Source organism: Rheinheimera aquimaris (assembly GCF_020531985.1).
Taxonomy (GTDB): Bacteria; Pseudomonadota; Gammaproteobacteria; order Enterobacterales; family Alteromonadaceae; genus Alishewanella; species Alishewanella aquimaris.
Map to the genome: position 1 here is coordinate 211,608 of NZ_JAJAVQ010000002.1, position 20,524 is coordinate 232,131.

23 protein-coding genes are annotated in these 20,524 nt (G+C 51.1%); 18 read left to right on the forward strand and 5 right to left on the reverse strand.

The window, feature by feature from the left end:
- Nucleotides 1-31 precede the first annotated feature (31 nt).
- Genes ilvD through ilvG form a run of 3 tightly spaced genes read right to left on the reverse strand, consistent with a single transcriptional unit; the run spans nt 32 to nt 3,833 of the window.
- Nucleotides 32-1,882 (reverse strand): dihydroxy-acid dehydratase, encoded by a 1,851-nt coding sequence (gene ilvD / locus LHL18_RS05885; RefSeq protein ID WP_226766173.1) that lies wholly within the window; start codon nt 1,880-1,882, stop codon nt 32-34.
- A gap of 50 nt (nt 1,883-1,932) precedes the next feature.
- A complete protein-coding gene (gene ilvM, locus LHL18_RS05890) occupies nt 1,933-2,184 on the reverse strand; it encodes an acetolactate synthase 2 small subunit (RefSeq protein ID WP_134053192.1) in 252 nt (83 codons plus the stop codon).
- Nucleotides 2,181-3,833, reverse strand: coding sequence for an acetolactate synthase 2 catalytic subunit (ilvG, locus tag LHL18_RS05895; RefSeq protein WP_226766174.1), 1,653 nt, complete (start codon nt 3,831-3,833; stop codon nt 2,181-2,183). The genes ilvM and ilvG overlap by 4 nt, the downstream gene beginning before the upstream one ends.
- A 426-nt stretch (nt 3,834-4,259) precedes the next feature.
- On the opposite strand from ilvG, the gene LHL18_RS05900 reads away from it, so the two are divergent.
- Nucleotides 4,260-4,502: a DUF1289 domain-containing protein gene (locus LHL18_RS05900; protein WP_134053188.1), complete on the forward strand. Its 243-nt coding sequence runs from the start codon at nt 4,260-4,262 to the stop codon at nt 4,500-4,502.
- Between the two features lie 134 nt (nt 4,503-4,636).
- On the opposite strand, the gene LHL18_RS05905 is transcribed toward LHL18_RS05900, so the two are convergent.
- Both LHL18_RS05905 and LHL18_RS05910 read right to left on the reverse strand, forming a co-directional pair.
- The gene (locus LHL18_RS05905; protein ID WP_226766175.1) at nt 4,637-5,617 is read right to left on the reverse strand and encodes a catalase family peroxidase; all 981 of its coding nucleotides are present in this window, start codon (nt 5,615-5,617) and stop codon (nt 4,637-4,639) included.
- 72 nt (nt 5,618-5,689) lie between these two features.
- Nucleotides 5,690-6,310, reverse strand: a complete 621-nt coding sequence (locus LHL18_RS05910; protein ID WP_226766176.1) for a 4'-phosphopantetheinyl transferase family protein — start codon at nt 6,308-6,310, stop codon at nt 5,690-5,692.
- A gap of 114 nt (nt 6,311-6,424) precedes the next feature.
- On the opposite strand from LHL18_RS05910, the gene LHL18_RS05915 reads away from it, so the two are divergent.
- Genes LHL18_RS05915 through LHL18_RS05995 form a run of 17 tightly spaced genes read left to right on the forward strand, consistent with a single transcriptional unit; the run spans nt 6,425 to nt 20,523 of the window.
- The gene (locus tag LHL18_RS05915; protein WP_226766177.1) at nt 6,425-7,108 is read left to right on the forward strand and encodes a beta-ketoacyl synthase chain length factor; all 684 of its coding nucleotides are present in this window, start codon (nt 6,425-6,427) and stop codon (nt 7,106-7,108) included.
- Between the two features lie 3 nt (nt 7,109-7,111).
- Entirely contained in the window at nt 7,112-7,897 is a 786-nt protein-coding gene (locus tag LHL18_RS05920) for a lysophospholipid acyltransferase family protein (protein WP_226766178.1), read from the forward strand.
- The gene (locus LHL18_RS05925; RefSeq protein WP_226766179.1) at nt 7,878-8,135 is read left to right on the forward strand and encodes a phosphopantetheine-binding protein; all 258 of its coding nucleotides are present in this window, start codon (nt 7,878-7,880) and stop codon (nt 8,133-8,135) included. The genes LHL18_RS05920 and LHL18_RS05925 overlap by 20 nt, the downstream gene beginning before the upstream one ends.
- 12 nt (nt 8,136-8,147) lie before the next feature.
- Nucleotides 8,148-8,396: an acyl carrier protein gene (locus LHL18_RS05930; RefSeq protein ID WP_226766180.1), complete on the forward strand. Its 249-nt coding sequence runs from the start codon at nt 8,148-8,150 to the stop codon at nt 8,394-8,396.
- The gene (locus LHL18_RS05935; protein ID WP_226766181.1) at nt 8,396-8,953 is read left to right on the forward strand and encodes a COG4648 family protein; all 558 of its coding nucleotides are present in this window, start codon (nt 8,396-8,398) and stop codon (nt 8,951-8,953) included. The genes LHL18_RS05930 and LHL18_RS05935 overlap by 1 nt, the downstream gene beginning before the upstream one ends.
- The gene (locus tag LHL18_RS05940) at nt 8,931-10,265 is read left to right on the forward strand and encodes an AMP-binding protein (RefSeq protein WP_226766182.1); all 1,335 of its coding nucleotides are present in this window, start codon (nt 8,931-8,933) and stop codon (nt 10,263-10,265) included. Before LHL18_RS05935 ends, LHL18_RS05940 begins: the two co-directional genes overlap by 23 nt.
- Entirely contained in the window at nt 10,258-10,605 is a 348-nt protein-coding gene (locus LHL18_RS05945; RefSeq protein WP_226766183.1) for an ApeI family dehydratase, read from the forward strand. Before LHL18_RS05940 ends, LHL18_RS05945 begins: the two co-directional genes overlap by 8 nt.
- A 1-nt stretch (nt 10,606) precedes the next feature.
- The gene (locus LHL18_RS05950) at nt 10,607-11,353 is read left to right on the forward strand and encodes a glycosyltransferase family 2 protein (RefSeq protein WP_226766184.1); all 747 of its coding nucleotides are present in this window, start codon (nt 10,607-10,609) and stop codon (nt 11,351-11,353) included.
- Nucleotides 11,343-12,326, forward strand: a complete 984-nt coding sequence (locus tag LHL18_RS05955; protein ID WP_226766185.1) for an LpxL/LpxP family acyltransferase — start codon at nt 11,343-11,345, stop codon at nt 12,324-12,326. The genes LHL18_RS05950 and LHL18_RS05955 overlap by 11 nt, the downstream gene beginning before the upstream one ends.
- A complete protein-coding gene (locus LHL18_RS05960; RefSeq protein WP_226766186.1) occupies nt 12,307-13,899 on the forward strand; it encodes an HAL/PAL/TAL family ammonia-lyase in 1,593 nt (530 codons plus the stop codon). Before LHL18_RS05955 ends, LHL18_RS05960 begins: the two co-directional genes overlap by 20 nt.
- A complete protein-coding gene (locus LHL18_RS05965; RefSeq protein WP_226766187.1) occupies nt 13,889-14,314 on the forward strand; it encodes an acyl-CoA thioesterase in 426 nt (141 codons plus the stop codon). The genes LHL18_RS05960 and LHL18_RS05965 overlap by 11 nt, the downstream gene beginning before the upstream one ends.
- Nucleotides 14,311-14,847 (forward strand): outer membrane lipoprotein carrier protein LolA, encoded by a 537-nt coding sequence (locus tag LHL18_RS05970; protein ID WP_226766188.1) that lies wholly within the window; start codon nt 14,311-14,313, stop codon nt 14,845-14,847. Before LHL18_RS05965 ends, LHL18_RS05970 begins: the two co-directional genes overlap by 4 nt.
- Nucleotides 14,844-17,120: an MMPL family transporter gene (locus tag LHL18_RS05975; protein WP_226766189.1), complete on the forward strand. Its 2,277-nt coding sequence runs from the start codon at nt 14,844-14,846 to the stop codon at nt 17,118-17,120. Before LHL18_RS05970 ends, LHL18_RS05975 begins: the two co-directional genes overlap by 4 nt.
- Nucleotides 17,107-18,348 carry an NAD(P)/FAD-dependent oxidoreductase gene (locus tag LHL18_RS05980; protein WP_226766190.1) on the forward strand — a complete coding sequence of 414 codons (1,242 nt, stop codon included), beginning with the start codon at nt 17,107-17,109 and terminating at the stop codon, nt 18,346-18,348. Before LHL18_RS05975 ends, LHL18_RS05980 begins: the two co-directional genes overlap by 14 nt.
- Nucleotides 18,330-18,893, forward strand: a complete 564-nt coding sequence (locus LHL18_RS05985) for a DUF3261 domain-containing protein (protein ID WP_226766191.1) — start codon at nt 18,330-18,332, stop codon at nt 18,891-18,893. The genes LHL18_RS05980 and LHL18_RS05985 overlap by 19 nt, the downstream gene beginning before the upstream one ends.
- Complete coding sequence (locus LHL18_RS05990) at nt 18,890-20,074, forward strand: beta-ketoacyl-[acyl-carrier-protein] synthase family protein (protein ID WP_226766192.1); 1,185 nt, start codon at nt 18,890-18,892, stop codon at nt 20,072-20,074. Before LHL18_RS05985 ends, LHL18_RS05990 begins: the two co-directional genes overlap by 4 nt.
- Nucleotides 20,071-20,523 (forward strand): hotdog family protein, encoded by a 453-nt coding sequence (locus tag LHL18_RS05995; protein WP_226766193.1) that lies wholly within the window; start codon nt 20,071-20,073, stop codon nt 20,521-20,523. Before LHL18_RS05990 ends, LHL18_RS05995 begins: the two co-directional genes overlap by 4 nt.
- Nucleotide 20,524: the final 1 nt, after the last annotated feature.

Here is a 20,524-nt window from a genome sequence, read left to right on the forward strand (position 1 = left end):
GGTCGAAGCTCACTCTAGACATTTCCAATACTTACTCTTCAAGTTTCGACAAATCCCGCACTGCGCCCTTATCGGCACTACTCGCTAATAAGGCGTAGGCTTTCAGCGCCGCACTTACCACGCGCTGACGGTCCAACGGTTTCCAGCCTTGCTTACCTTTGGCATCCATCGCTGCGCGCCTTGCTGCTAACTCGTCATCGCTAACGGCAATGCCAATTTTGCGATTCGGTATATCAATCTCGATGCGATCGCCTTCTTCAACCAGCGCGATAGCGCCGCCGCTGGCGGCTTCCGGCGACACATGGCCGATAGATAAACCCGAGGTACCACCAGAGAAGCGGCCATCAGTGATTAAAGCGCAGCTTTTGCCTAAGCCCATCGATTTTAAATAACTGGTCGGGTACAGCATTTCCTGCATGCCAGGCCCGCCTTTAGGGCCTTCGTAGCGAATAATCACCGCATCGCCTGCGACCACTTTGCCTTTTAAGATGGCATCGACTGCATCATCCTGGCTTTCGAAAATACGCGCCCGGCCATTAAACACTAAACATTCTTCATCAACTCCGGCGGTTTTTACGATACAGCCATTTGGTGCCAGGTTGCCAAACAGCACGGCCAAACCACCATCCTGAGAGTAGGCGTTTTCTTTACTGCGGATGCAGCCTTGTTCCCGGTCGTCATCCAGTGTCGGGTAACGACAATTCTGTGAAAACGCCTGAGTCGTGCGAATGCCAGCCGGGCCGGCCAGATACATTTGTTTGGCGTCTTCATTACTGCTGGTTTTAATGTCCCACTGTTCCAGCACCGCAGCTAAGCTGCTACCGGCCACATGTGGCACATTCGGGTTTAATAAACCGGCGCGGTTTAGCTCAGCCAAAATACCGATAACGCCACCGGCGCGGTGTACATCTTCCATATGATACTTTTGCGTTGACGGCGCAACTTTGCATAAATGCGGCACTATGCGCGATAAACGGTCGATATCGGCCATACCAAAATCAATTTCGGCCTCCTGCGCCGCGGCCAGCAGGTGCAATACGGTGTTAGTTGAGCCGCCCATGGCGATATCCAGCATCATGGCATTTTCAAAAGCGGTTTTATTGGCGATGCTGCGCGGTAATGCAGTTTCGTCGTTTTGCTGATACCAGCGATTGCACAGCTGCATGATCCTAAAGCCCGCCTGCACAAATAGCTCTTTCCTGTCGGCATGCGTCGCCAGCAAGGAGCCGTTACCTGGTTGGCCCAGGCCCAGCGCTTCGACTAAGCAGTTCATCGAGTTAGCGGTAAACATGCCTGAGCAGCTGCCGCACGTTGGGCAGGCGCTGCGCTCGATTTGTTCACTTTGCGCATCAGTCACTTTGGGGTCGGCTGCTGATACCATGGCATCGACCAGATCCAGCTTGATAATTTGCTCAGACAATTTGGTTTTACCGGCTTCCATCGGGCCACCGGAGACAAAGATCACCGGTATATTCAGCCGCATTGCTGCCATCAACATGCCGGGGGTAATTTTGTCGCAGTTGGAGATGCACACCATCGCATCGGCGCAGTGCGCATTAATCATATATTCCACTGAGTCAGCAATCAGCTCGCGCGACGGAAGACTGTACAACATGCCGCCGTGGCCCATGGCAATACCATCATCAACTGCGATGGTATTAAATTCTTTGGCAATGCCGCCTGCTTCATTGATGCTGTTTGCTACCAACTTACCCAGATCGCGCAGGTGCACGTGGCCTGGCACAAACTCCACAAAAGAGTTCACCACCGCGACGATGGGCTTGCCAAAATCGGTATCTTTAACACCGGTGGCACGCCACAGTGCGCGGGCACCCGCCATATTGCGGCCTTCGGTAACAGTGGCGGATCTTAACTTTGGCATGGTACTACTCCGTGAAATCGGTAAATAAACAGTATAGGGTTAAATAACAGTCAGGCGCTCAGCACGGCGAGTTCGCTGCCCGCCAGCTCCAGCTGCACTACGTCATACAACTTATGCAGTTGACTGGTCAGCAAATGAATAGGCTTATCGCCACTTACCGACAGGGTAATGGCGACGCTGCGATCTGAGCGTGGTTTCATCTCTAAGCCGGTCAGCTGATAACCGCGATAGCGGGTTACCTGTAATAAACGCTCAACAACGGCCGGGGTATTATTTGCCGTGATATTCAGTACATGGTTCATGCTTTAGCCTCCGTGATCATCTCTTCATTGGCAGCACCCGGCGGTACTAACGGCCAGACGTTGTCTTTATCATCAATGCAAACATGCAGCAAATAGGGGCCTGGCCAGGTGAACATGGCTTCCAGCGCATCTGTTACTTCATCTTTGCGGGTTATGCAGTGGCCTGGAATAGCAAAGGCAGCGGCCAGTGCAACAAAATCCGGGTTGTCGGATAAATCGGTTTCGCTATAACGCTCGTTAAAAAACAGTTGTTGCCACTGTTTCACCATGCCCAGGCGCTGATTGTCGATCACGACAATTTTTACCGGCAGGCGAAAACGTTTTATCGTGGCCAGCTCCTGCACGTTCATCATAAAAGAGCCGTCACCAGTGACTGTGATCACCGTATCCTGCGGCCGGGCTAATTTAGCACCGATGGCTGCTGGCAAGCCAAAGCCCATGGTACCCAAACCGCCGCTGGATAAATGATTGCGCGGGCTGCTGAAACGCATATGCTGCGCCACCCACATCTGGTGCTGGCCAACGTCGCACGCCACCACGCTGTTATCCGGCATACGTTCACTTAACTGTTTTAACAATAAGGGCGCGTATATGCGCTCGCCCGGGTGGTCATAACGCCAGCCGTACTGTTGTTTTAACTGGGCACAATGTGTCAGCCAATCACTGCAGTTATTTTGCGTGCTGATGGCCGGCAGTATTTGCTTCATATCGCCCAGCAGTGCGACCTGGGCAAAGCGCACTTTATTGATTTCAGCCGGGTCGATATCAACATGGATCACTTTGGCCAATGGCGCGAATTTTTGCAGATTGCCGGTAACCCGGTCATCAAAACGGGCGCCTAAACAAATCAGCAAATCACACTGCTGCACTGCTAAGTTAGCGGCCTGAGTACCATGCATGCCAAGCATGCCCAGATAATGTTCATTATCTTTCGCAACAGAGCCCATGCCTTTTAAGGTGGTAACCGACGGCATAGGGTTGCTGGCTAAAAACTGTTGCAGCTGGTTCATAGCATCCGCCATATGCACGCCGCCACCGATATAGGCGACAGGTTTTTTCGCTGCGGCAATTAACTTGCGTGCCGCAGCTGCATTGGCTAAAGAGGTTTGAATATTGCTGTTACTTTTGCTGATAGCTTGTAGCTCGGCATCAATGTCAGCCAGTTGCACATCTTTGGGAATATCGACCAGCACCGGCCCTGGGCGGCCAGCCTGGGCAATAGTAAAAGCTTCGTTTAGCGTTGCTGCCAGTTCATCCACACTGCGAACCATAAAGCTGTGCTTGGTTACTGCCAGGCTTAAGCCCAAAACGTCGACTTCCTGAAACGCATCGCTGCCCATCACGGCTTGCGACACCTGACCGGTAATGGCTACCACTGGCACTGAATCCAGCATCGCATCGGCCAGTGAGGTGATTAAATTGGTTGCACCTGGGCCAGAGGTGGCCATACAGACACCAACTTTGCCTGAAGCACGGGCATAGCCGATGGCGGAGAAGGCGCCACCCTGTTCATGCCGGCACAGGTAGTGCTTGATGCTGCTTTGATACAACGCATCGTAAATCGGCATAATAGCACCGCCAGGGTAACCGAAAACGGTATCTACCCCGTGTTGTTGCAGCACTTTAAGTACCAATTCTGCGCCTTTCATTTTCTATCCTCTGTATGCTATGCCGCTTTTTTCGAGGCCCGGAAACGACAAAACCCCCGGTCCTTTCGGAGCGGGGGTTTTGTTGGAATTCGCTTGCTAAGCTACTTTTTTTCCAAAACACCGCCCCCGCGGAGATTAATAATCACCACGACCACGAGGACAATAATGTTCAGAACAGCAGCTAAACGCATAATGTGTGTCTTACTTATTTACTTGGTTAAAATTCGTTTTAGTTATGTTGATCTGTCAGGCAGATCGAATTGCTATTAGAAATAGCCGTCTATCAGTCCGAAGTCAACAGGTTTTTTGGCTTAGTTAAAAAATAATCAGTTTTGAGAGCAAGACGATTCTTAAGGCTACAGCCATTTGCACCTAACGTTTGTCACAACGTACACTTAGGTTATTCGTTAACTTGCGTGGTGGCTTGTGGATCAGTTAGAGCTGTTCGACTTACCCAATCCCTGCATCGGTGTTTGCCAAAGCAACAGCCGTGGTTACTGTATGGGTTGTTTGCGTTCGCGGGATGAACGTTTTAACTGGCACCAAAAACCGGTAGAAGAGCGCGCCCGCATTCTGAAGCTGCTGGCGCAGCGCCGGGCACGGCTCAATGCTAAAACCAAAAAAGACCATGACGCCCCACAAAGTGGCGAGTCACTGGATTTGTTTTAAGACAATCTATCAGCGCGTTAGAACCCCGAGCTGGTCGCCACAGAGTGTCTGAGCCCTGCCGAAGGCTATAGGGCAAGTTGCTGTGGCGAGACAGAGCGGGCGTTGTAACGATCAGCGCCCTGCCATTAAGACGTTCACTGCCCACTTAGCCTTTTACCAAACGAAATAGCATAAGCTGGTGAGCGCATCCGCAGCACCGGATCATCACTGGCAGTAAAGCCACGGCTTAGTACATTAGGGTCAAAGTTGATATTGTTGCAGCTGGCATCGCCACTGGCCTTAATACGCAAGGTGCCGGCATTTAATGTTGGCCTTGCCGGCCATTGTACCGATGGGTCATTTTCGCTATCGCTGGCCTCGCCCAAACTGATTATCCAGTCAAACTCGACCATTCCGTCTTTTAAACGTTGGTTCAGTCTGTCGTTGAGGAAGTTTGCATTCTGCTGAACTACTTCAGCGTCTGTTAATCCTTTGATGCCGTCTTTTGGCTGCAAATGCCAGCGTATTTTTATATTTTCGCCACTTTTATCTGCCAGATAAAAGGTGTGAATGCCAAAATATTCCGCCGTAGTATAGCTCCATGGTGGTGGGTTAACGGCCAGCCACTGCGCCTGTGGTTGGGTGTCAGGGTGTGCAGTACGAAACGCCTGTACTTTCGCCATATCCGGCTTGCCATCTGCGCCCGGTACAGAGGCTTGAAGCAGGCCTAAAAAGTTCTCAGGGTCTTTGGCACCGAAGACCGGAGTGGTTAAGGTGGCAATGTTGTGTTTAGAACCATCTGGCAAATTAAACTGAGCTGCTAAACCTCGGGGAGCGCGGGCATAGTCTGGCACGTTCGGGTTACCGCCGGCCATCGAAAACCGGTAAGTAACGGGCAGCGTAGCGCCGGAAAAAAGCGCCGCATCAAAGCGTGCTGTTGCTTCAGCGCTGGCGGTAAAATCACCTACAGCGCACACGCCTTTGGCATGGCCTTTGCGGATACCTTTATGCTCGCCAAATAACTTGGCAAACACTTCGATAAAGTCATTTGGTTGCGCCGGTTTAGTGTCGGCGGCCAGAGGTAAAGCGGCAAAGCTGACAGCCGTTGCCAGAAAATAACCAGAGAGCTTGTGCATAAGAGTGTCCTGTCGGTTGGCGTAAAGGTGCTACGCGTCGCTTTACAGGACAGGGCGATGTGAATAAATATTTCAGCCTGGCGCTTTAATATTGTTACGAATGCTACAAGGCGGTATTCCGTCGTCCTCGCACAATGTAATTTCTGTATCGTTGTTCTGATGAACAAGACACAGCATGTAGCCTGGCAGAGGAAAATGTTTATGCCGGATCTTGCCAGATATGCCATGGCGTAATACTCCAAGCAAGGCGTTGCCACTATACTTGCTATATGCTTCGGCTAGTGTCCACTGTTGGTAGAAAGTATTCAGGTCCGGTGCATGTTGTAAGGCAGTGTGGCCTTGCTGCAATTGCTTAAACTGTCTTGGTTTTATTTGCTCGATATCCAGACCGATTTTTTCATTAACACTGATTGCTGCGGCAATAGCTTCTTTTGAATGAGAGAGAGACAAATACCAGTGCTTCACGCCGACTATTAATGTTGGAGCCTTGTCTGATGGCAATGATATGGCAATATCATTAGTACCTGTTGCTTGAATGTGTTGCAGCATTTTTCTTACTAATGCCCTGCCATTACAAAATTGTCTGGCTCTTTTTTCACTTAATGTCTGCGCATATTGCCATTCGGTATCTGTCAGCCAGCTTTGGCAATGCAGTGGTGATAACATTTTCAGGCGATAATTAAGCCAAATCATTTGCTTAGAATTTTTGCCATGCCAAACTCCGGCATTTTAATTTACTTTTGACGCTAACTTTATATATGATACCGCGCTTTCGCTACCGTTGTTTTCGGTGAAGGTAATGACTGCATGGAACTGTTTATAAAATCCTGGGCAATGTGGATGCCGCCGAAACACAACGATGATACCTCGCTCTTTCCCGAGTTGAAACAAGTACCGGCAATAACCCGGCGTCGTCTGAGCAAACTGACCAAGCTGGCTTTTGATGTGGCGCTGCAGGCTGCTGAACAGCAGTGCGATGAACCCTTACCCACTATCTTTGCGTCACGTCACGGTGATTTACACAAAACATTGATGTTATTGCAGCAGCTGGGTAATGGTGAAGAATTATCCCCATCGCAGTTTGCTCTGTCTGTACACAACGCGATCAGCGGTCAGTTTAGTATCTACAGCCAGAATCAGGCCGACAGTAATGCGATCGCAGCCGGTGCCGACAGCTTGCACTATGCCGTGCTTGATGCAGCTGCACGTTTTCGCGCTGAGCCCAAACTAAGTCAGCAACTGATTGTTTATGCCGATGAAGCAATACCTGAGCCTTATCAGGCATTTTGTCAGGATCCTTCAACGTCGGTTGCGTTAGCGCTGTTATTGCACCGTACGCAGGGACAACCCGTGCACTTTACCCTGTGTGCTGACAACGATTCAGAAGCAGAGCCGGACCAGGCAATAAAATTGTTGCCATTTTTGCAGCAGCAAAGCCAACAGCTGACACTTAGCGGAAACAAACGACGCTGGCAGTGGCAGCGGGTATAACAGATGCAAAAGCTGAATCACCTGTACCGTATTCTGGCGACCGGCCTGTGTTTTGTTGTGTTTGGTATCGGTGCTGTGCTGCTGTCTGCAACGGTATTGCCGTTGCAGCGCTTAGTTATTTCTGATCCAGAGCGGCGTAAACAAAGAGCGCGTTATATTGTCCATCAGACATTTCGCTTTTTTATTAGCCTGATGCACTTTGTTCGGGTGTTTAATTTCGACTTCGCTGCAGCCTCAGTTCTGAAAAACGCGCGCGGCAGAATCATTATTGCTAATCACCCCAGTTTAATCGATGTGGTCGCCTTGATAGCGATGACACCACAAGCAGATTGTGTTGTTAAAGCACAGTTGTTCCGCAACCCCTTTATCCGCGGTGTAATTAACAGTACCGGTTATATCAGTAATTCTGATCCCGATAAGCTTTTGGATGATTGCGCTGCATCCTTGCACAAAGGCAATAACCTGATTATTTTCCCGGAGGGCACCCGTAGTACCCCGGGTGAACCACTGGCATTTCAGCGCGGCGCAGCCAATATAGCGCTCAGGGCTAACCGGGGTTATCTGGCATTGTATATTCAATGTCAGCCCAGTACTCTGACCAAGCAGGAGCAATGGTATCAGGTACCAAACAGCAAACCGACTTTGGCTATCCGCTACCTGCGGGACATTCAGCTGACGGATGAGCTGCAGCAGAGTCAATCTCCTGCTCTTGCTGCCCGGCAGCTGACCAGGGAGCTACAACATTTTTATCAAAAGGCAGTGGACCAACATGGACTCTTTGAAACTTGAACTTAAACAGTTGATTATCAGTACTCTTGAGCTGGAAGATATTACACCGGACGATATCGATGACGATGCGCCGTTGTTTGTCGATGGCCTGGGCCTGGATTCAATAGACGCACTTGAGTTAGGGCAGGCACTAAAGAAACAGTACAATATTAAGCCTGACGCTGACTCGGAAAAGAATAAGCAACATTTTGCCAGCCTGAATACTCTGGCGCAGTATGTTAAGCAGCAACAGCAGTAAGCGGAGCTAACAATGAAAACCCAGCAAGACGTATTTAATCTTCTGCAGCAATTAATGGTCAAAGAGTTTGAACTCGATGCCAGCCAAATTACACCCGATGCCAACTTATACGAAGATTTGGACCTGGATAGCATTGATGCAGTTGATCTGGTGGTAAAACTGCGTGAAATCACCGGTAAGAAAATCGAGCCGGAAGCCTTTAAGTCTGTGCGCACGGTCAATGATGTCGTCAATGCTGTGTATGTATTAATCGAAGCCTGATGCATTTCAGATCTGCACTTGAGATCAGCCTGAAATGTGCCCTGGTGCTTTACCCGCTGTATGTCTGGTGGGCAATGCACCATTGGCATCCGGCGGCGGCGTTGCTGCCGGTTGCCGGTATAGCGCTAATTAAATCTTTTATCAGTGGTACCGGAGCTGCAAGCCGGGGCTTTTTTCTGCTGACTTGTGCCGGCTTATTGCTGGCAATGGGATTTGGACGGGCAGAACACGCCATGTTGTACTATCCAGTTTGGATGAACGCCGGTATGTTGTTGCTTTTTGCCGCGTCGCTTTGGTTTCCGCCAACGGTGATTGAACGGCTGGCGCGGCTGATGGAAGGTGAACTGGATCACCATGCTGTGGCCTACACCCGCAAGGTAACCCAGGTATGGTGTCTGTTTTTTCTGTTTAATGGTGCTGTCGCCTTTGCCACGGCCTGGTGGGGAGACTGGGATATCTGGGTGCTGTACAACGGGCTGATTTCGTACATTCTGATGGGTTTGCTGATGTTTATTGAATGGCAGGTGCGGCGAGTTGTTAAAGCAGCAAAGCGATAGCTGGCAACTGGCGTGGCCGGATGCCAGCCGGCCTGTATTTACCGATGGTGTCGCCGTAGTGACTGCTCAGCAGTGGCAACAGCAACTGCAGGCCGTTAAACGTTTTATCGCTATGCAACCCGGCGATACGGTGTTGCTGTATCAGGCCGACCCGATACTATTTTCTGTCTGGTTTATCGCCTTGAGTCAGCTTGGCAAACATATCGTACTGGCACCAGACGGGCAGCCTGATACGCTGCAACTTGCTGGCGCGCAGTGCGACTGGCAGGCGCCCCAAGCCGCTGTCAGGGCCGACACTGTTGCTTATCAGCCGCGGCTGTTGCTGCAAAACAGTTGTCGGGTCAGTTTCTTTACTTCTGGCTCCACTGGCCTGCCCAAATTGGTCACTAAACGCTTGTCACAATTACTGCTCGAAGTACAAACCTTGCAGCAGCAATTTGGTGTGGCATTAAGCGGGCAAACTCTGTTTGCTGCAACAGTGTCGTTTCAGCATATCTATGGTTTGCTGTTTCGTATGTTGTGGCCACTATGTTATGGCTTCACACAGCATCGCACACAGCTGAGTTATCTGGAGCAGTGGCAGGCGCTGCTGCAGCAGTATGATGTGGTGCTGGTTGCCAGCCCGGCGCATCTTGCCAGGTTTGATGATGTGGCGATTCTGGCACCTTATACCAGCCGGTGTCAGCGTATATTCAGCTCGGGCGGCCCGCTAAATGATGTTGTACCGCCGCGCTATGTTGCGGCGTTACAACAAGCCCCCACTGAAGTATTTGGTAGCACTGAAACCGGCGGCATTGCCTATCGTCAGCGTAATACAGCAGATGTTGGCTGGCAGGTATTTGATGGTGTGTCGGTAAGCCAGGGGCCAGAGCAGGCATTGCAGGTGAGCTCGGCTTATCTTGATAGCGCGGGTTGGTTTACCACGTCAGATCAGGTAGCGCTTGTGACAGAGCGCTCATTCAGGTTAATCGGCCGGCTGGACCGCATTGTGAAGATTGAAGAGAAACGCTTGTCGCTACCTGAGCTGGAACAATACTGCCTTAACAGCGTATTGGTAAGCCAGGTAGCTGCCGTGGTGCTGACAACAACAAAGCCCCAGCTGGCGCTGGCAATAGTGCTGAGTAATCAGGGCGAACAGCTATTAAAACTGCACGGTAAACTGGTGCTGAATCAGCAAATAAAGCAGCATTTATTGCAGCGTTTTGAGCGGGTGTTGCTACCGAGAAAGTTTCGTTATGTGGCCAGCCTGCCATACAATCAACAAGGCAAGTTACCCAGGTCAGAATTGGAAGCACTTTTTGAGCATGACTAATTTATTTCCTGCAGTGCAGCTATTGCAGCACTGCGATAACAAAGTTGAGTTACAGCTGGATATCCGGGCCGACATCGCCTACTTCGAAGGTCATTTCCCGAATGCGCCGGTATTGGCGGGTGTGACTCAGCTGCATTGGGTGGTGCAGTACTGTAAACAGTATTTTCCGCAACTGGCAGCTGTTAGCAGCGTTGAAGTGCTGAAGTTTCAGTTGATGATCCGGCCAAACGACAGCTTAACTTTGTTGCTGGAGCGCACGGCTGATGCAACAGTGCTGTTTAGTTATAGCCGTGAGGGTAGCAAAGTCGCGTCTGGTCGGCTGAAATGGACGCTGGCGTAGTATGAACTGCTGTTTTCTGATCCCGATATATAACCACCATGAAACCATTGCTGCTACGGTGCAGCAACTGCTGCCGTTTGGCTTTGCCGTTATTATTGCCGATGATGGCTCAGATGCGGCAACAAAAGCTGTGCTGGCTGAGTTGGCGCAAAGATACGCACAGGTAGAGATTATTACCCTGCCACAAAACGGCGGCAAAGGCGCAGCTATGTGCGCTGCTATGTTAAGGGCGCATCAGCTGGGGTTTAGCCACGGTTTGCAGATAGATGCTGATGGGCAGCACGATGTTGCCGATGTCCCTAAGTTCTGGCAGGCAGCAGCGAAGTGTCCTGCAGCGCTTATCAGCGGTGCGCCGGTATATGACAGTTCTATGCCGCTGGGGCGGAAGATTGGCCGCGAGATCACCCATTTCTGGGTACGGATTGAAACGCTATCATTACAAATCAAAGACTCCATGCTGGGGTTTCGGGTTTACCCACTGCAAAGCTGTGTTGATATTATTCAAACGCACCGCATTGGCCAGAGGATGGATTTTGATATCGAAATTATGGTGCGGCTGTTCTGGCATGGTGTGCCGGTGCAGTTTCTGCCGACCAAGGTGATTTATCCTGTGGGCGGCCGCTCGCATTTTAATATGCTGAAAGACAACTGGCTGATCAGCAAAATGCATACCCGGTTGTTTTTTGGCATGTTATGGCGGTTGCCCGGATTGTTGAAACGTCATTGGCAAGTAAAGTATGAAAACTGATAGCGGACACTGGGCAACCAAGCAGGAAAACGGCAGCTATCATGCTATCCGGCTGTTACTACTGTTATACCGCTTTGGCGGCAAATGGCTGATTATGATAAGCCTTGCGCCTGTGCTGGCCTATTTTTTTGTTAAAGACGGTAGTGCCCGTCGTGCTTCACTGCAGTTTTTGCAACAGTTGCACCGCTTTAAAGCTGAGCAGAGCCCTTTTAAACAGAAGCCCGGTTACTGGCTGAGCTATCAGCATTTCTGGCATTTTGCGTTGGCTGCACTGGCGAAAATAGACAGCTGGCTTGGCCGCATTGCGCAGGACAGTGTGGTGTATGGCGGCAGTGCAACATTTGAACAGATCAGGCAATCGGGTAAAGGCGCCATACTGATTGGCAGCCATTTGGGAAATATTGAAGTTTGCCGGGCGTTGGTGCAAACCAAATACCCGGTAAGGATAAACATTCTGGCGCACACCAAGCATACGGCAGCTTTTAACCGTATTTTGAAAGAGAGTAACAGTGCAGTTGATCTGAACCTGATTGAAGTAACAGAGCTGACACCCGCGGTAAGTGTGATGCTGAGTGAGTGTATTGAACGCAATGAACTGGTGGTGATTGTTGGCGATCGTATTTCGGCACAAGCGCCTGAGCGCGCGGTCTGGGCTGAGTTTCTCGGCAAGCCTGCGCCCTTTGCAGTCGGGCCCTGGATACTGGCCAGCTTGCTGCAATGCCCGGTTTACCTGATGTTTTGCATGAAGCAAACCGGTGGTTATAACCTGATGTTTGAACCCTTCGCTGAGCAACTGCGTTTACCGCGTAAACAGCGGCAACAGGTATTAACACAAGTGGTGCAGCGTTACGCCGCTGAGCTTGAGCGAGTAGCCTGCCAATACCCGCTACAATGGTTTAATTTTTACGATTTCTGGCAATTGCCCCTAACGACACAACAAAAGGAACACCGTGGTGAACACAGCAGTAACTGAGCCGGTTAAGTCTACTTTGTCAGGCCCTGTTGCCTTTGGCTGCGGCTGGATCAGTATTGAGCAAATCAACGCTATTGCACAGCAGCAGTTACAGGTTGTGTTAAGCGACAACCCTCAGTTTCAGCAGCAGATAGACGCTGGCGTAGCTTTTCTGGATAAATTACTGCAGGAAGACGGTGTGATTTACGGTGTCACCACCGGCTATGGCGACAGCTGTACCGTTAAGGTGCCGCTGTCTCAGGTGCATGAATTGCCCATTCATTTAACCCGGTTTCACGGCTGTGGCCTGGGTGAGTATTTCAGCCCCGAGCAGGGTCGCGCTATTCTGGCAACCAGGTTGTGTTCTTTGACGCAGGGTTACTCCGGTGTCAGTTGGCCTTTGCTGCGCCAGTTAGCCGCATATTTAAACCATGACATAGTGCCACGTATCCCGCAGGAAGGCAGTGTCGGCGCCAGCGGCGATTTAACGCCGTTATCTTATGTGGCTGCCAGTTTAATTGGTGAGCGTGATGTGTATCACAAAGGTGATATTCGCCAGGTTGCTGATGTACTGCCTGAACATGGCCTGACGCCCATCCGGCTGCGGCCAAAAGAAGGTCTGGCGATTATGAACGGCACTGCCGTCATGACGGCGCTGGCATGTTTGGCGTATCAACGCGCAGAATATCTTACCCGCTTATCCAGCCGCATTACGGCACTGGCGAGTTTGGCACTGAAAGGCAACAGCAACCACTTTGATGACATCTTGTTCAGCGTGAAACCGCACCCGGGGCAAAACGAGGTGGCTGGCTGGATCAGGCATGATTTAAATCATCATGAACATCCGCGTAATTCAGACCGGCTGCAGGACCGATATTCGATTCGCTGTGCACCGCATATTATTGGTGTGCTGCGGGATGCTTTGCCATGGTTTAAGCAAACTATCGAAAATGAGTTAAACAGCGCTAACGATAACCCTATTATCGATGGTATTGGTGAGCACGTATTACACGGCGGCCATTTTTACGGCGGCCACATTGCGATGGTAATGGACAGCATGAAAGCCGCTGTGGCAAACCTGGCTGATTTACATGACAGGCAAATGGCGTTGTTGATGGACACTAAATATAACAACGGCTTACCGTCTAATTTATCTGGCGCTGCGCCAGAGCGGCGTTACATTAACCATGGTTTTAAAGCGGTGCAGATTGGTTGCAGTGCCTGGACAGCTGAAGCACTGAAGCTAACGATGCCTGCCAGTGTATTTTCGCGTTCCACAGAGTGCCACAATCAGGACAAAGTCAGTATGGGCACTATAGCCGCGCGCGATTGTTTGCGCGTGCTGCAACTGACCGAACAGGTAGTGGCGGCGTCATTGCTGGCGGTACAGCAGGGGGTGCAACTTCGTATCGCCCAGGGTGAATTGACCGCTTCAAGCCTGAGCAATGATATTCAGCAGATGTTAACCAGCCTGCAGCAGGATTATCCGTTATTGCAGGAAGACAGGCCGCTGGAGACCAGCTTGCGCCAGTTAATTGCGCAAATTCAGCAACAACACTGGCCGCTGTATCAGGAGCATACCGATGCCAAATAATGCACCGAAAAGTGCCGAAGTGATCATTGATGTGCCGTTTTTTGACGTTGATGCGATGCAGGTGGTCTGGCATGGCCACTATGTAAAATATCTGGAAGTGGCGCGCTGCGAGCTGCTGCGCAGTTTTCACTATGACTACAACGAGATGTCGGAATCAGGCTACATGTGGCCTATCGTTGATATGTCGCTGAAATATGTCGGTTCTGCGCTGTTTGCGCACAAAATTAAGGTAACAGCCACCTTGAAAGAGTGGGAAAACCGGCTGCGTATTGATTATCTGATCACCGACGTCGCTTCCGGTAAAAAACTGACCAAAGCCAGTACGACACAGGTGGCAATCGATATGAAAACCAGACAGATGTGCTTTGAATCGCCAGCTGTTTTGTTTGAAAAGCTGGGGTATGCCAAACCATGAAGCGTTTAATACGGTTGTTAAGTGTAATGCTTGTTGCCGCTGTTTTGCCGCTGCAGGCCGCTGCTGACAATACGTTATTACCCTGGCAGCCGGTGCAGGGACGCTTTGTTTTTACCCAGCTAAAGCAGCTGCAGGGGCTGCCGGTGCCGCTGCGCAGCAGTGGCACCATTGAACTGACAGATAATGAAATGCTCTGGCATACCACTACGCCGGTAGATAGCAAGTTATTGATCACCGCGGCAGGGGTTAGTCAGTGGCAGCAACAGCAGTTTGTTGCTGTAGCAGGCAGTGAGTTTGTCGGTCAGCTAATGCTGGCGGTATTGCAGCAAGATATAGACTTTATTACGCAACAGTTCGGCATACAGCAAGCTGACAATCACTGCTCCCTGTTGCGGCCGGTTGAGGCGCCACTGAACCAGTTTTTCAGCCAGATTGAGCTGTGTGGTGAAACCCAGCTTAGCAGCCTGACATTGCAGGAAACAAACGGCAATACTACACAAATAACGCTGCAACCCGAGGCCGAGGCACAGTGAATCAGCAGGCAAGGAAGCTGACATTTTATGGGTGGTTGCTGGCAGTACTGGCCACAGTGTTGTACCTGCTGCTGAGCGCGCCAACCGCACATTGGAACACCAATATCAGCGCGGCTATGCCCGGCAGTGTAACGGGCTGGCAGCAGCAATTACTGAAGCAAAATAACAGCAGCAGACATATCAGCCTGTTACTGAGTGGGCAAACGATAGCTGAGCTGCGCCAGGCCGCTGCACAGTTGCAACAGCACCAGATCAGCCAGTTACACTGGGTCGAACCCGGCGTTACGATGCTGCAATTACAGACGGTTTATCAGCAGCATCAGGCATTGCTGGCGAGCCCGCAACAGCTGACATTATTACGTAATGGCGAATATCAACCACTGGTTGATGCAGCTTTACAGCGTTTATACAGCCCGGCGCCCCTACTTCCCGGTGCATTGCAACAAGACCCACTGCTGCTAACACAGCAAAAGCTTGAGCAATACCGCAGTCAGAGCGGTTTACAACTGCGCCAGCATTGGTTTGAACTAAAGCAGCAGGGCCAGAGCGCACTGTTGCTGATGGCTGCACTGGAGACAGACCCTTTTGACCGCGGCAATGCCAGTGCTATTGCCACCGCATTGGAGCAACAACTGCAGCAGCTACAGCAGCAGTGGCCAATGCTAACAGTAGCCCGCAGCGGCGTGTTGTTTCATGCTGTTGTTGCTGCAGAGCGTGCCAGTTTTGAAATGCAGTTTTATGGAGGCATGTCGCTGGCGGCGATATTGCTGTTGTTGTGGTTTAGTTTCCGTAGCTGGCGGCCATTATTGCTGGCGCTGACCACCTTGGGTTGTGCTTCTGCCTTTGGTTTAGCCGCGGTGTTACTGGTTTTTAAGCAGCCGCATATCCTGGGGCTGGTGTTTGCCACTACGTTGATTGGTATCGCAATTGATTACTCGTTTCATGGCATGCTGGCAGCTAATCAGGGGCAGACAGCATTCCGGCGTATGTTGCCGTCGCTGCTGCTCGGCTTGCTGACAACGGTATTGGGCTATCTGGCGCTGGTACTTTTGCCATTGCCGGTGTTAAACCAGGTCGCAGTGTTTATCTGTGCCGGCTTGCTGGCCGCTTTTATCACTGTTTACATCGTTTTCCCGCGTTGGTTACCGGCTAATAGTATGCAGGTTAGTCCTGCATTTTTGCGCTGCTGCGCTGCAATCAGCCGCGGTTACACCAGGGTGCCGGCCAAAGCAGTATTGCTGGTTGCATTACCAGCGCTTCTGGCTATTGGTGGTAGCCTGGTTTATTTGATGCAGTTTAACGACGACGTGCGGTTATTTAATCAAAGCCCGCAGGCTCTGATCGCACAGGAGCGGCAGGTGCGAAGCGTTGGCGGGCAAAACTGGGATAGCCGTTTTATCGTGGTATTGGGTGACAGTTACCAGCAATTATTGCAGCGCGAGCAGCAACTACAGCCGCAGCTGCAGCGCTGGCAGCAACAGGCAAAACTGACAACATGGCAGTCCACGGTACAATCTGTGCCGCCTTTGCAACAACAGACAGAGTTGCAGCAGTTACTGCAACAGGCTTATCGCAGTGACGCTGTGCAGCAGTATCTGACCCAATTGCAACTTAGCCCGCCGCCAACGACGCAGCAATGGCTGACGCCAGAGCGATTACCGGCTGATATGCTGCAGCAAATTCAACCATTGCAGGATGCGCAGGCACAGTTTGTCTCTGTCACCTTACTAAAAGATGTGGCCTTGAATGCAGATGACATAGCGTTATTGCAGCAGTATCAGGACACGTATTGGTTTGACCCTATTGCTGATACCAATACCAGCTTGCAGCATTTGCGTAGTCAGCTCAGCTTGTGGCTGGTGCTGGCGTTGTGTTCTGCCGTGGTATTACTTGGCTGGCGTCTTGGCATAAGGCCGGCAGCGGCTATCGTTTTATTATTACTACTGGCGATTGGCAGTGCTTTGCTGATCAGCCTTCTGTTGCAGCAGCAGTTGAATATTTTTAATCTGGTCGCGGCGCTGCTGGTGTTAGCATTGGCGCTTGATTACGGCATTTTCTTTACAGCCAGATTGCAGCATCAGGATGTGGTGCAGGCGGTGTTGCTATCGGCAACGACCAGCAGCCTGGCGTTTGGTCTGCTGAGTTTTAGCAGTACGCCGGCGATTGCCAGTTTTGGTTTAACGGTGTTTTTGGGGGTGGCGCTATCTTGTACCTTGGCGCCGCTGCTAAGTGTGATGGTGGTCAGGGAGAGTGAAAAGCGTGCAGCACTTTGATGTGGTAATTATTGGTGCCGGTCCGGCGGGTAGCTGTGCCGGCGCTATGCTGGCCAAAGCCGGTAAGCAGGTGCTGTGTATTGAAAAACAGCATTTCCCCCGCTTTAGTATTGGCGAAAGTTTATTGCCGCATTGTATGGAGTTTCTGGCGCAGGCCGGTTTGGAAAATGCTCTGCGGCAACAGGCTGAAACATTGGGGTATCAGTTTAAAAATGGCGCTGCTTTTTTAAAAAATGGTGTGCACAGTCAGTTTGATTTCACTGATAAATTTAGCCCCGGCCCCGGCACAACCTTTCAGGTAAGACGGGCGTCGTTTGACAAGCTACTGGCCGATGAAGCACAAAAACAGGGCTTGCGGATCCATTATGGTATTAGCGTAACAGCCTTTGATAATACTGATCCGGCAACAGCAATACTGACGGTGCAGGATGAGCAGCAGCAAAGCAGTCAGATCAGTGCTGGCTTTGTACTTGATGCCAGCGGTTTTGGTCGGGTATTACCGCGCTTACTGGATTTGGAGGTGCCGTCTGATTTTCCGGTGCGTCAGGCCTGTTTCTGTCATATCCGTGACGGTATTCGCGCGCAGAGTTTTGACCGCAATAAAATTTTGATCACTGTACATGATGAATACCCGGATGTCTGGTTCTGGTTGATCCCGTTTAGTGATGGTACCGCCAGCCTGGGTGTGGTGGGCAAAACCAGCCGTTTTAATGACGGCATCAGTGCTGCAGACAACTTATGGCAGCATGTAAAGCAAACCGGCGAGCTGGCAGCGTTGCTGGCAGAGGCAGAACCGATAAATACCGCACAAAGCCTGGTAGGCTATTCTGCCAATGTACGTCAGCTGTATGGCGACAACTTTGCGTTGCTGGGTAACGCCGGTGAGTTTCTCGACCCGGTGTTTTCGTCCGGTGTCACTATAGCGCTGCGCTCAGCCGCTACTGCTGTGCCGTTGGTATTACAGCAGCTAAACGGCGAACAACCAGACTGGCAGCAGCAGTACAGTGTGCCGCTGCGTAAGGGTATTACCACCTTCCGCCGCTTTGTCGAAGCCTGGTACGATGGCCGGTTTCAGGACATTATTTTCAGCAAATCCCGCAATAGCACTATTACGGCGATGATTAGCGCCATACTGGCAGGGTACGCATGGGATGAGAAAAACCCCTATGTAGCAGAAACAGAGCGGCGTCTTAACGTGTTAAGGGAAGTATGTCTCGATTCAGTCTGATTTTTATTTTACTGCTGACAGGCTGCCAGTTACTGAGCGTTAAACCCGATAGTCAGGTACCATTGGGTACGGGCTACTACCAGCTAAGCGATAGCTGGCCCGGCCCCGCACAGCAATTATTACAGCAGGCAAGCTGGAGTGATGGTACTGAGCAACATCAATTTACCATCAGCGCTTTACTGCGCTCTGATGTGACATTGCTGGTGGCGCTGTCACCAATGGGGCAAGAGCTGTGGCGCGTGCAGTACAAGCGCGGCCACCAATTGTCGGTTTCCGGTATAGCACCTTTTAATCAGCCGCAGTTTGCCAGGTTGTTACTGGCGCAAATGCAACTGGCTGTATTAGATAGCGCGCAGCTGAGCGGCAGACTGCATGCGCTGAAGCTTGAACAAGACAGCAGCAGCCGGGTTGTGCTGGATGATAAGGGCAATACTGTACTGCAGATAGCACAGCCACAGCAGCTTGGCCCTGGCCAGACTATAACCATTACAGCGACGGCTTACAGCCTGAAAATCACCACCTTACAGCAGGACTTTTTACCATGACCCCGACCACGCTAACGGCACTGGGTATTTGTTGTGCCCTGGGGCAATCGAAACAGCAGGTCTGGCAGAATGCTATCAGTGCCAGTCGCGCCGGTATGCAGTGGCGTAGCGACTTGTTGCAGTCTGGCGAGGCTATAGTGGTAGGACAAGTTGCTGGCCAGCTGCCGGATCTGTCGGCCTGGCCGGCGCAGTTTCAAAGCCGCAATAATCAGCTGGCGGCGCTGGCGTATCAGCAAATTGCTGCCGAGGTTGCAGCACTGCGCCAGCAGATGGGCAGTGACAGGATAGCGGTGATTATCGGCAGCAGTACGTCAGGTATTGCTGAGGGTGAGCAGGCGATGCAGCATTATGTGCAGCAGCAGCGCTTTCCGGCAGGTTTTCACTATCAGATGCAGGAGATGATAGCGCCGGCGGAGTTTATTGCGCAGCTGGCTAATGTCAGCGGGCCTTGCTATGCCATTTCAACCGCGTGCTCTTCCAGCGCCAGAGCGCTGATGAGCGCGCGTAACTTAATACTAGCTGATATGGCAGACGCTGTTATTGTGGGCGGTGTCGACTCGCTGTGCCGCTTAACGCTAAATGGCTTTAAAGCGCTGGAGTCCGTATCTGCCGGCTTTTGCCAGCCTTTTAGTGTCAACCGTGACGGCATTAATATCGGTGAAGGTGCAGCACTGTTTGTCATGCAGAAACACCAGCCTGGCATTGCGTTGTTGGGCGCTGCAGCCTCTTCTGATGCGCATCATATGTCTGCACCTCATCCGCAGGGCCGCGGCGCGGTGGACGCTATTTTACGGGCATGCGAAGACGCTGCTATAAAACCGGCCCAGCTCGATTACATAAACCTGCATGGTACAGCAACACCTTTAAATGACAGCATGGAAAGTCAGGCGCTGGTGCAGCTGGCCTTAACGCAGGTTGCCGCCAGTTCCAGCAAAGCAATGACCGGCCATACACTTGGCGCCGCCGGGGCAATAGAAGCGGCGCTTTGCTGGCTTACATTGTCGCCTTATAATAGCGACAACCATTTGATCCCACATTGCTGGGATGAACAGCAAGACCCCGATTTACCTGCGTTGCAACTGGTGCAACCCAAACAGAGGCATAAGGTAACGCACTGCCTGTCTAACTCGTTTGCGTTTGGCGGTAATAACGTGGCATTAATATTAGGTAAAACGCTATGATCACGGGTTACAGCATCGAGCAGGTATTGCCACACAGGTCACCGATGATTCTGCTGGATAATTTTATTGAAGCGGGTGCAGATTACGCTGTTTGCAAAGTAACGATCTCAGAGCACAGCCAGTTTTATGATGCCGCTAGTCAAACGGTACCCGCTTACGTTGGTATTGAATATATGGCACAAACGATTGCCGCCTATGCTGGTGCAAGTAATCTGGCCAAAGGCGGCGCGGTTAAAATTGGCTTTTTGCTTGGTTGTCGTAAGTATCAGCCAGAAGTAACCGCTTTTACGCTTGGTACCGAGCTGACTATTACCGCGACGGAGCTGGTAACCGAAGATAATGGTTTAAGCGTGTTTGACTGCAGTATCATGCAGCAACAACAGTTATTAGTCAGCGCCAGATTAAATGTGTTTCAACCTGACAATCATCAGGCATGGCTAACGGAGTAGT

Bases quoted from the DNA above. Each gene is read 5' to 3' on its own strand.
- LHL18_RS05915 (WP_226766177.1), top strand. From the start codon at position 6,425: ATGGAACTGTTTATAAAATCCTGGGCAATGTGGATGCCGCCGAAACAC.
- LHL18_RS05970 (WP_226766188.1), top strand. From the start codon at position 14,311: ATGAAGCGTTTAATACGGTTGTTAAGTGTAATGCTTGTTGCCGCTGTT.
- LHL18_RS05965 (WP_226766187.1), top strand. From the start codon at position 13,889: ATGCCAAATAATGCACCGAAAAGTGCCGAAGTGATCATTGATGTGCCG.
- LHL18_RS05930 (WP_226766180.1), top strand. From the start codon at position 8,148: ATGAAAACCCAGCAAGACGTATTTAATCTTCTGCAGCAATTAATGGTC.
- LHL18_RS05985 (WP_226766191.1), top strand. From the start codon at position 18,330: ATGTCTCGATTCAGTCTGATTTTTATTTTACTGCTGACAGGCTGCCAG.
- ilvM (WP_134053192.1), bottom strand. From the start codon at position 2,184: ATGAACCATGTACTGAATATCACGGCAAATAATACCCCGGCCGTTGTT.
- LHL18_RS05945 (WP_226766183.1), top strand. From the start codon at position 10,258: ATGACTAATTTATTTCCTGCAGTGCAGCTATTGCAGCACTGCGATAAC.
- LHL18_RS05990 (WP_226766192.1), top strand. From the start codon at position 18,890: ATGACCCCGACCACGCTAACGGCACTGGGTATTTGTTGTGCCCTGGGG.
- LHL18_RS05920 (WP_226766178.1), top strand. From the start codon at position 7,112: ATGCAAAAGCTGAATCACCTGTACCGTATTCTGGCGACCGGCCTGTGT.
- LHL18_RS05910 (WP_226766176.1), bottom strand. From the start codon at position 6,310: ATGATTTGGCTTAATTATCGCCTGAAAATGTTATCACCACTGCATTGC.
- LHL18_RS05935 (WP_226766181.1), top strand. From the start codon at position 8,396: ATGCATTTCAGATCTGCACTTGAGATCAGCCTGAAATGTGCCCTGGTG.
- LHL18_RS05925 (WP_226766179.1), top strand. From the start codon at position 7,878: ATGGACTCTTTGAAACTTGAACTTAAACAGTTGATTATCAGTACTCTT.
- LHL18_RS05905 (WP_226766175.1), bottom strand. From the start codon at position 5,617: ATGCACAAGCTCTCTGGTTATTTTCTGGCAACGGCTGTCAGCTTTGCC.
- LHL18_RS05995 (WP_226766193.1), top strand. From the start codon at position 20,071: ATGATCACGGGTTACAGCATCGAGCAGGTATTGCCACACAGGTCACCG.
- ilvD (WP_226766173.1), bottom strand. From the start codon at position 1,882: ATGCCAAAGTTAAGATCCGCCACTGTTACCGAAGGCCGCAATATGGCG.
- LHL18_RS05950 (WP_226766184.1), top strand. From the start codon at position 10,607: ATGAACTGCTGTTTTCTGATCCCGATATATAACCACCATGAAACCATT.
- LHL18_RS05955 (WP_226766185.1), top strand. From the start codon at position 11,343: ATGAAAACTGATAGCGGACACTGGGCAACCAAGCAGGAAAACGGCAGC.
- ilvG (WP_226766174.1), bottom strand. From the start codon at position 3,833: ATGAAAGGCGCAGAATTGGTACTTAAAGTGCTGCAACAACACGGGGTA.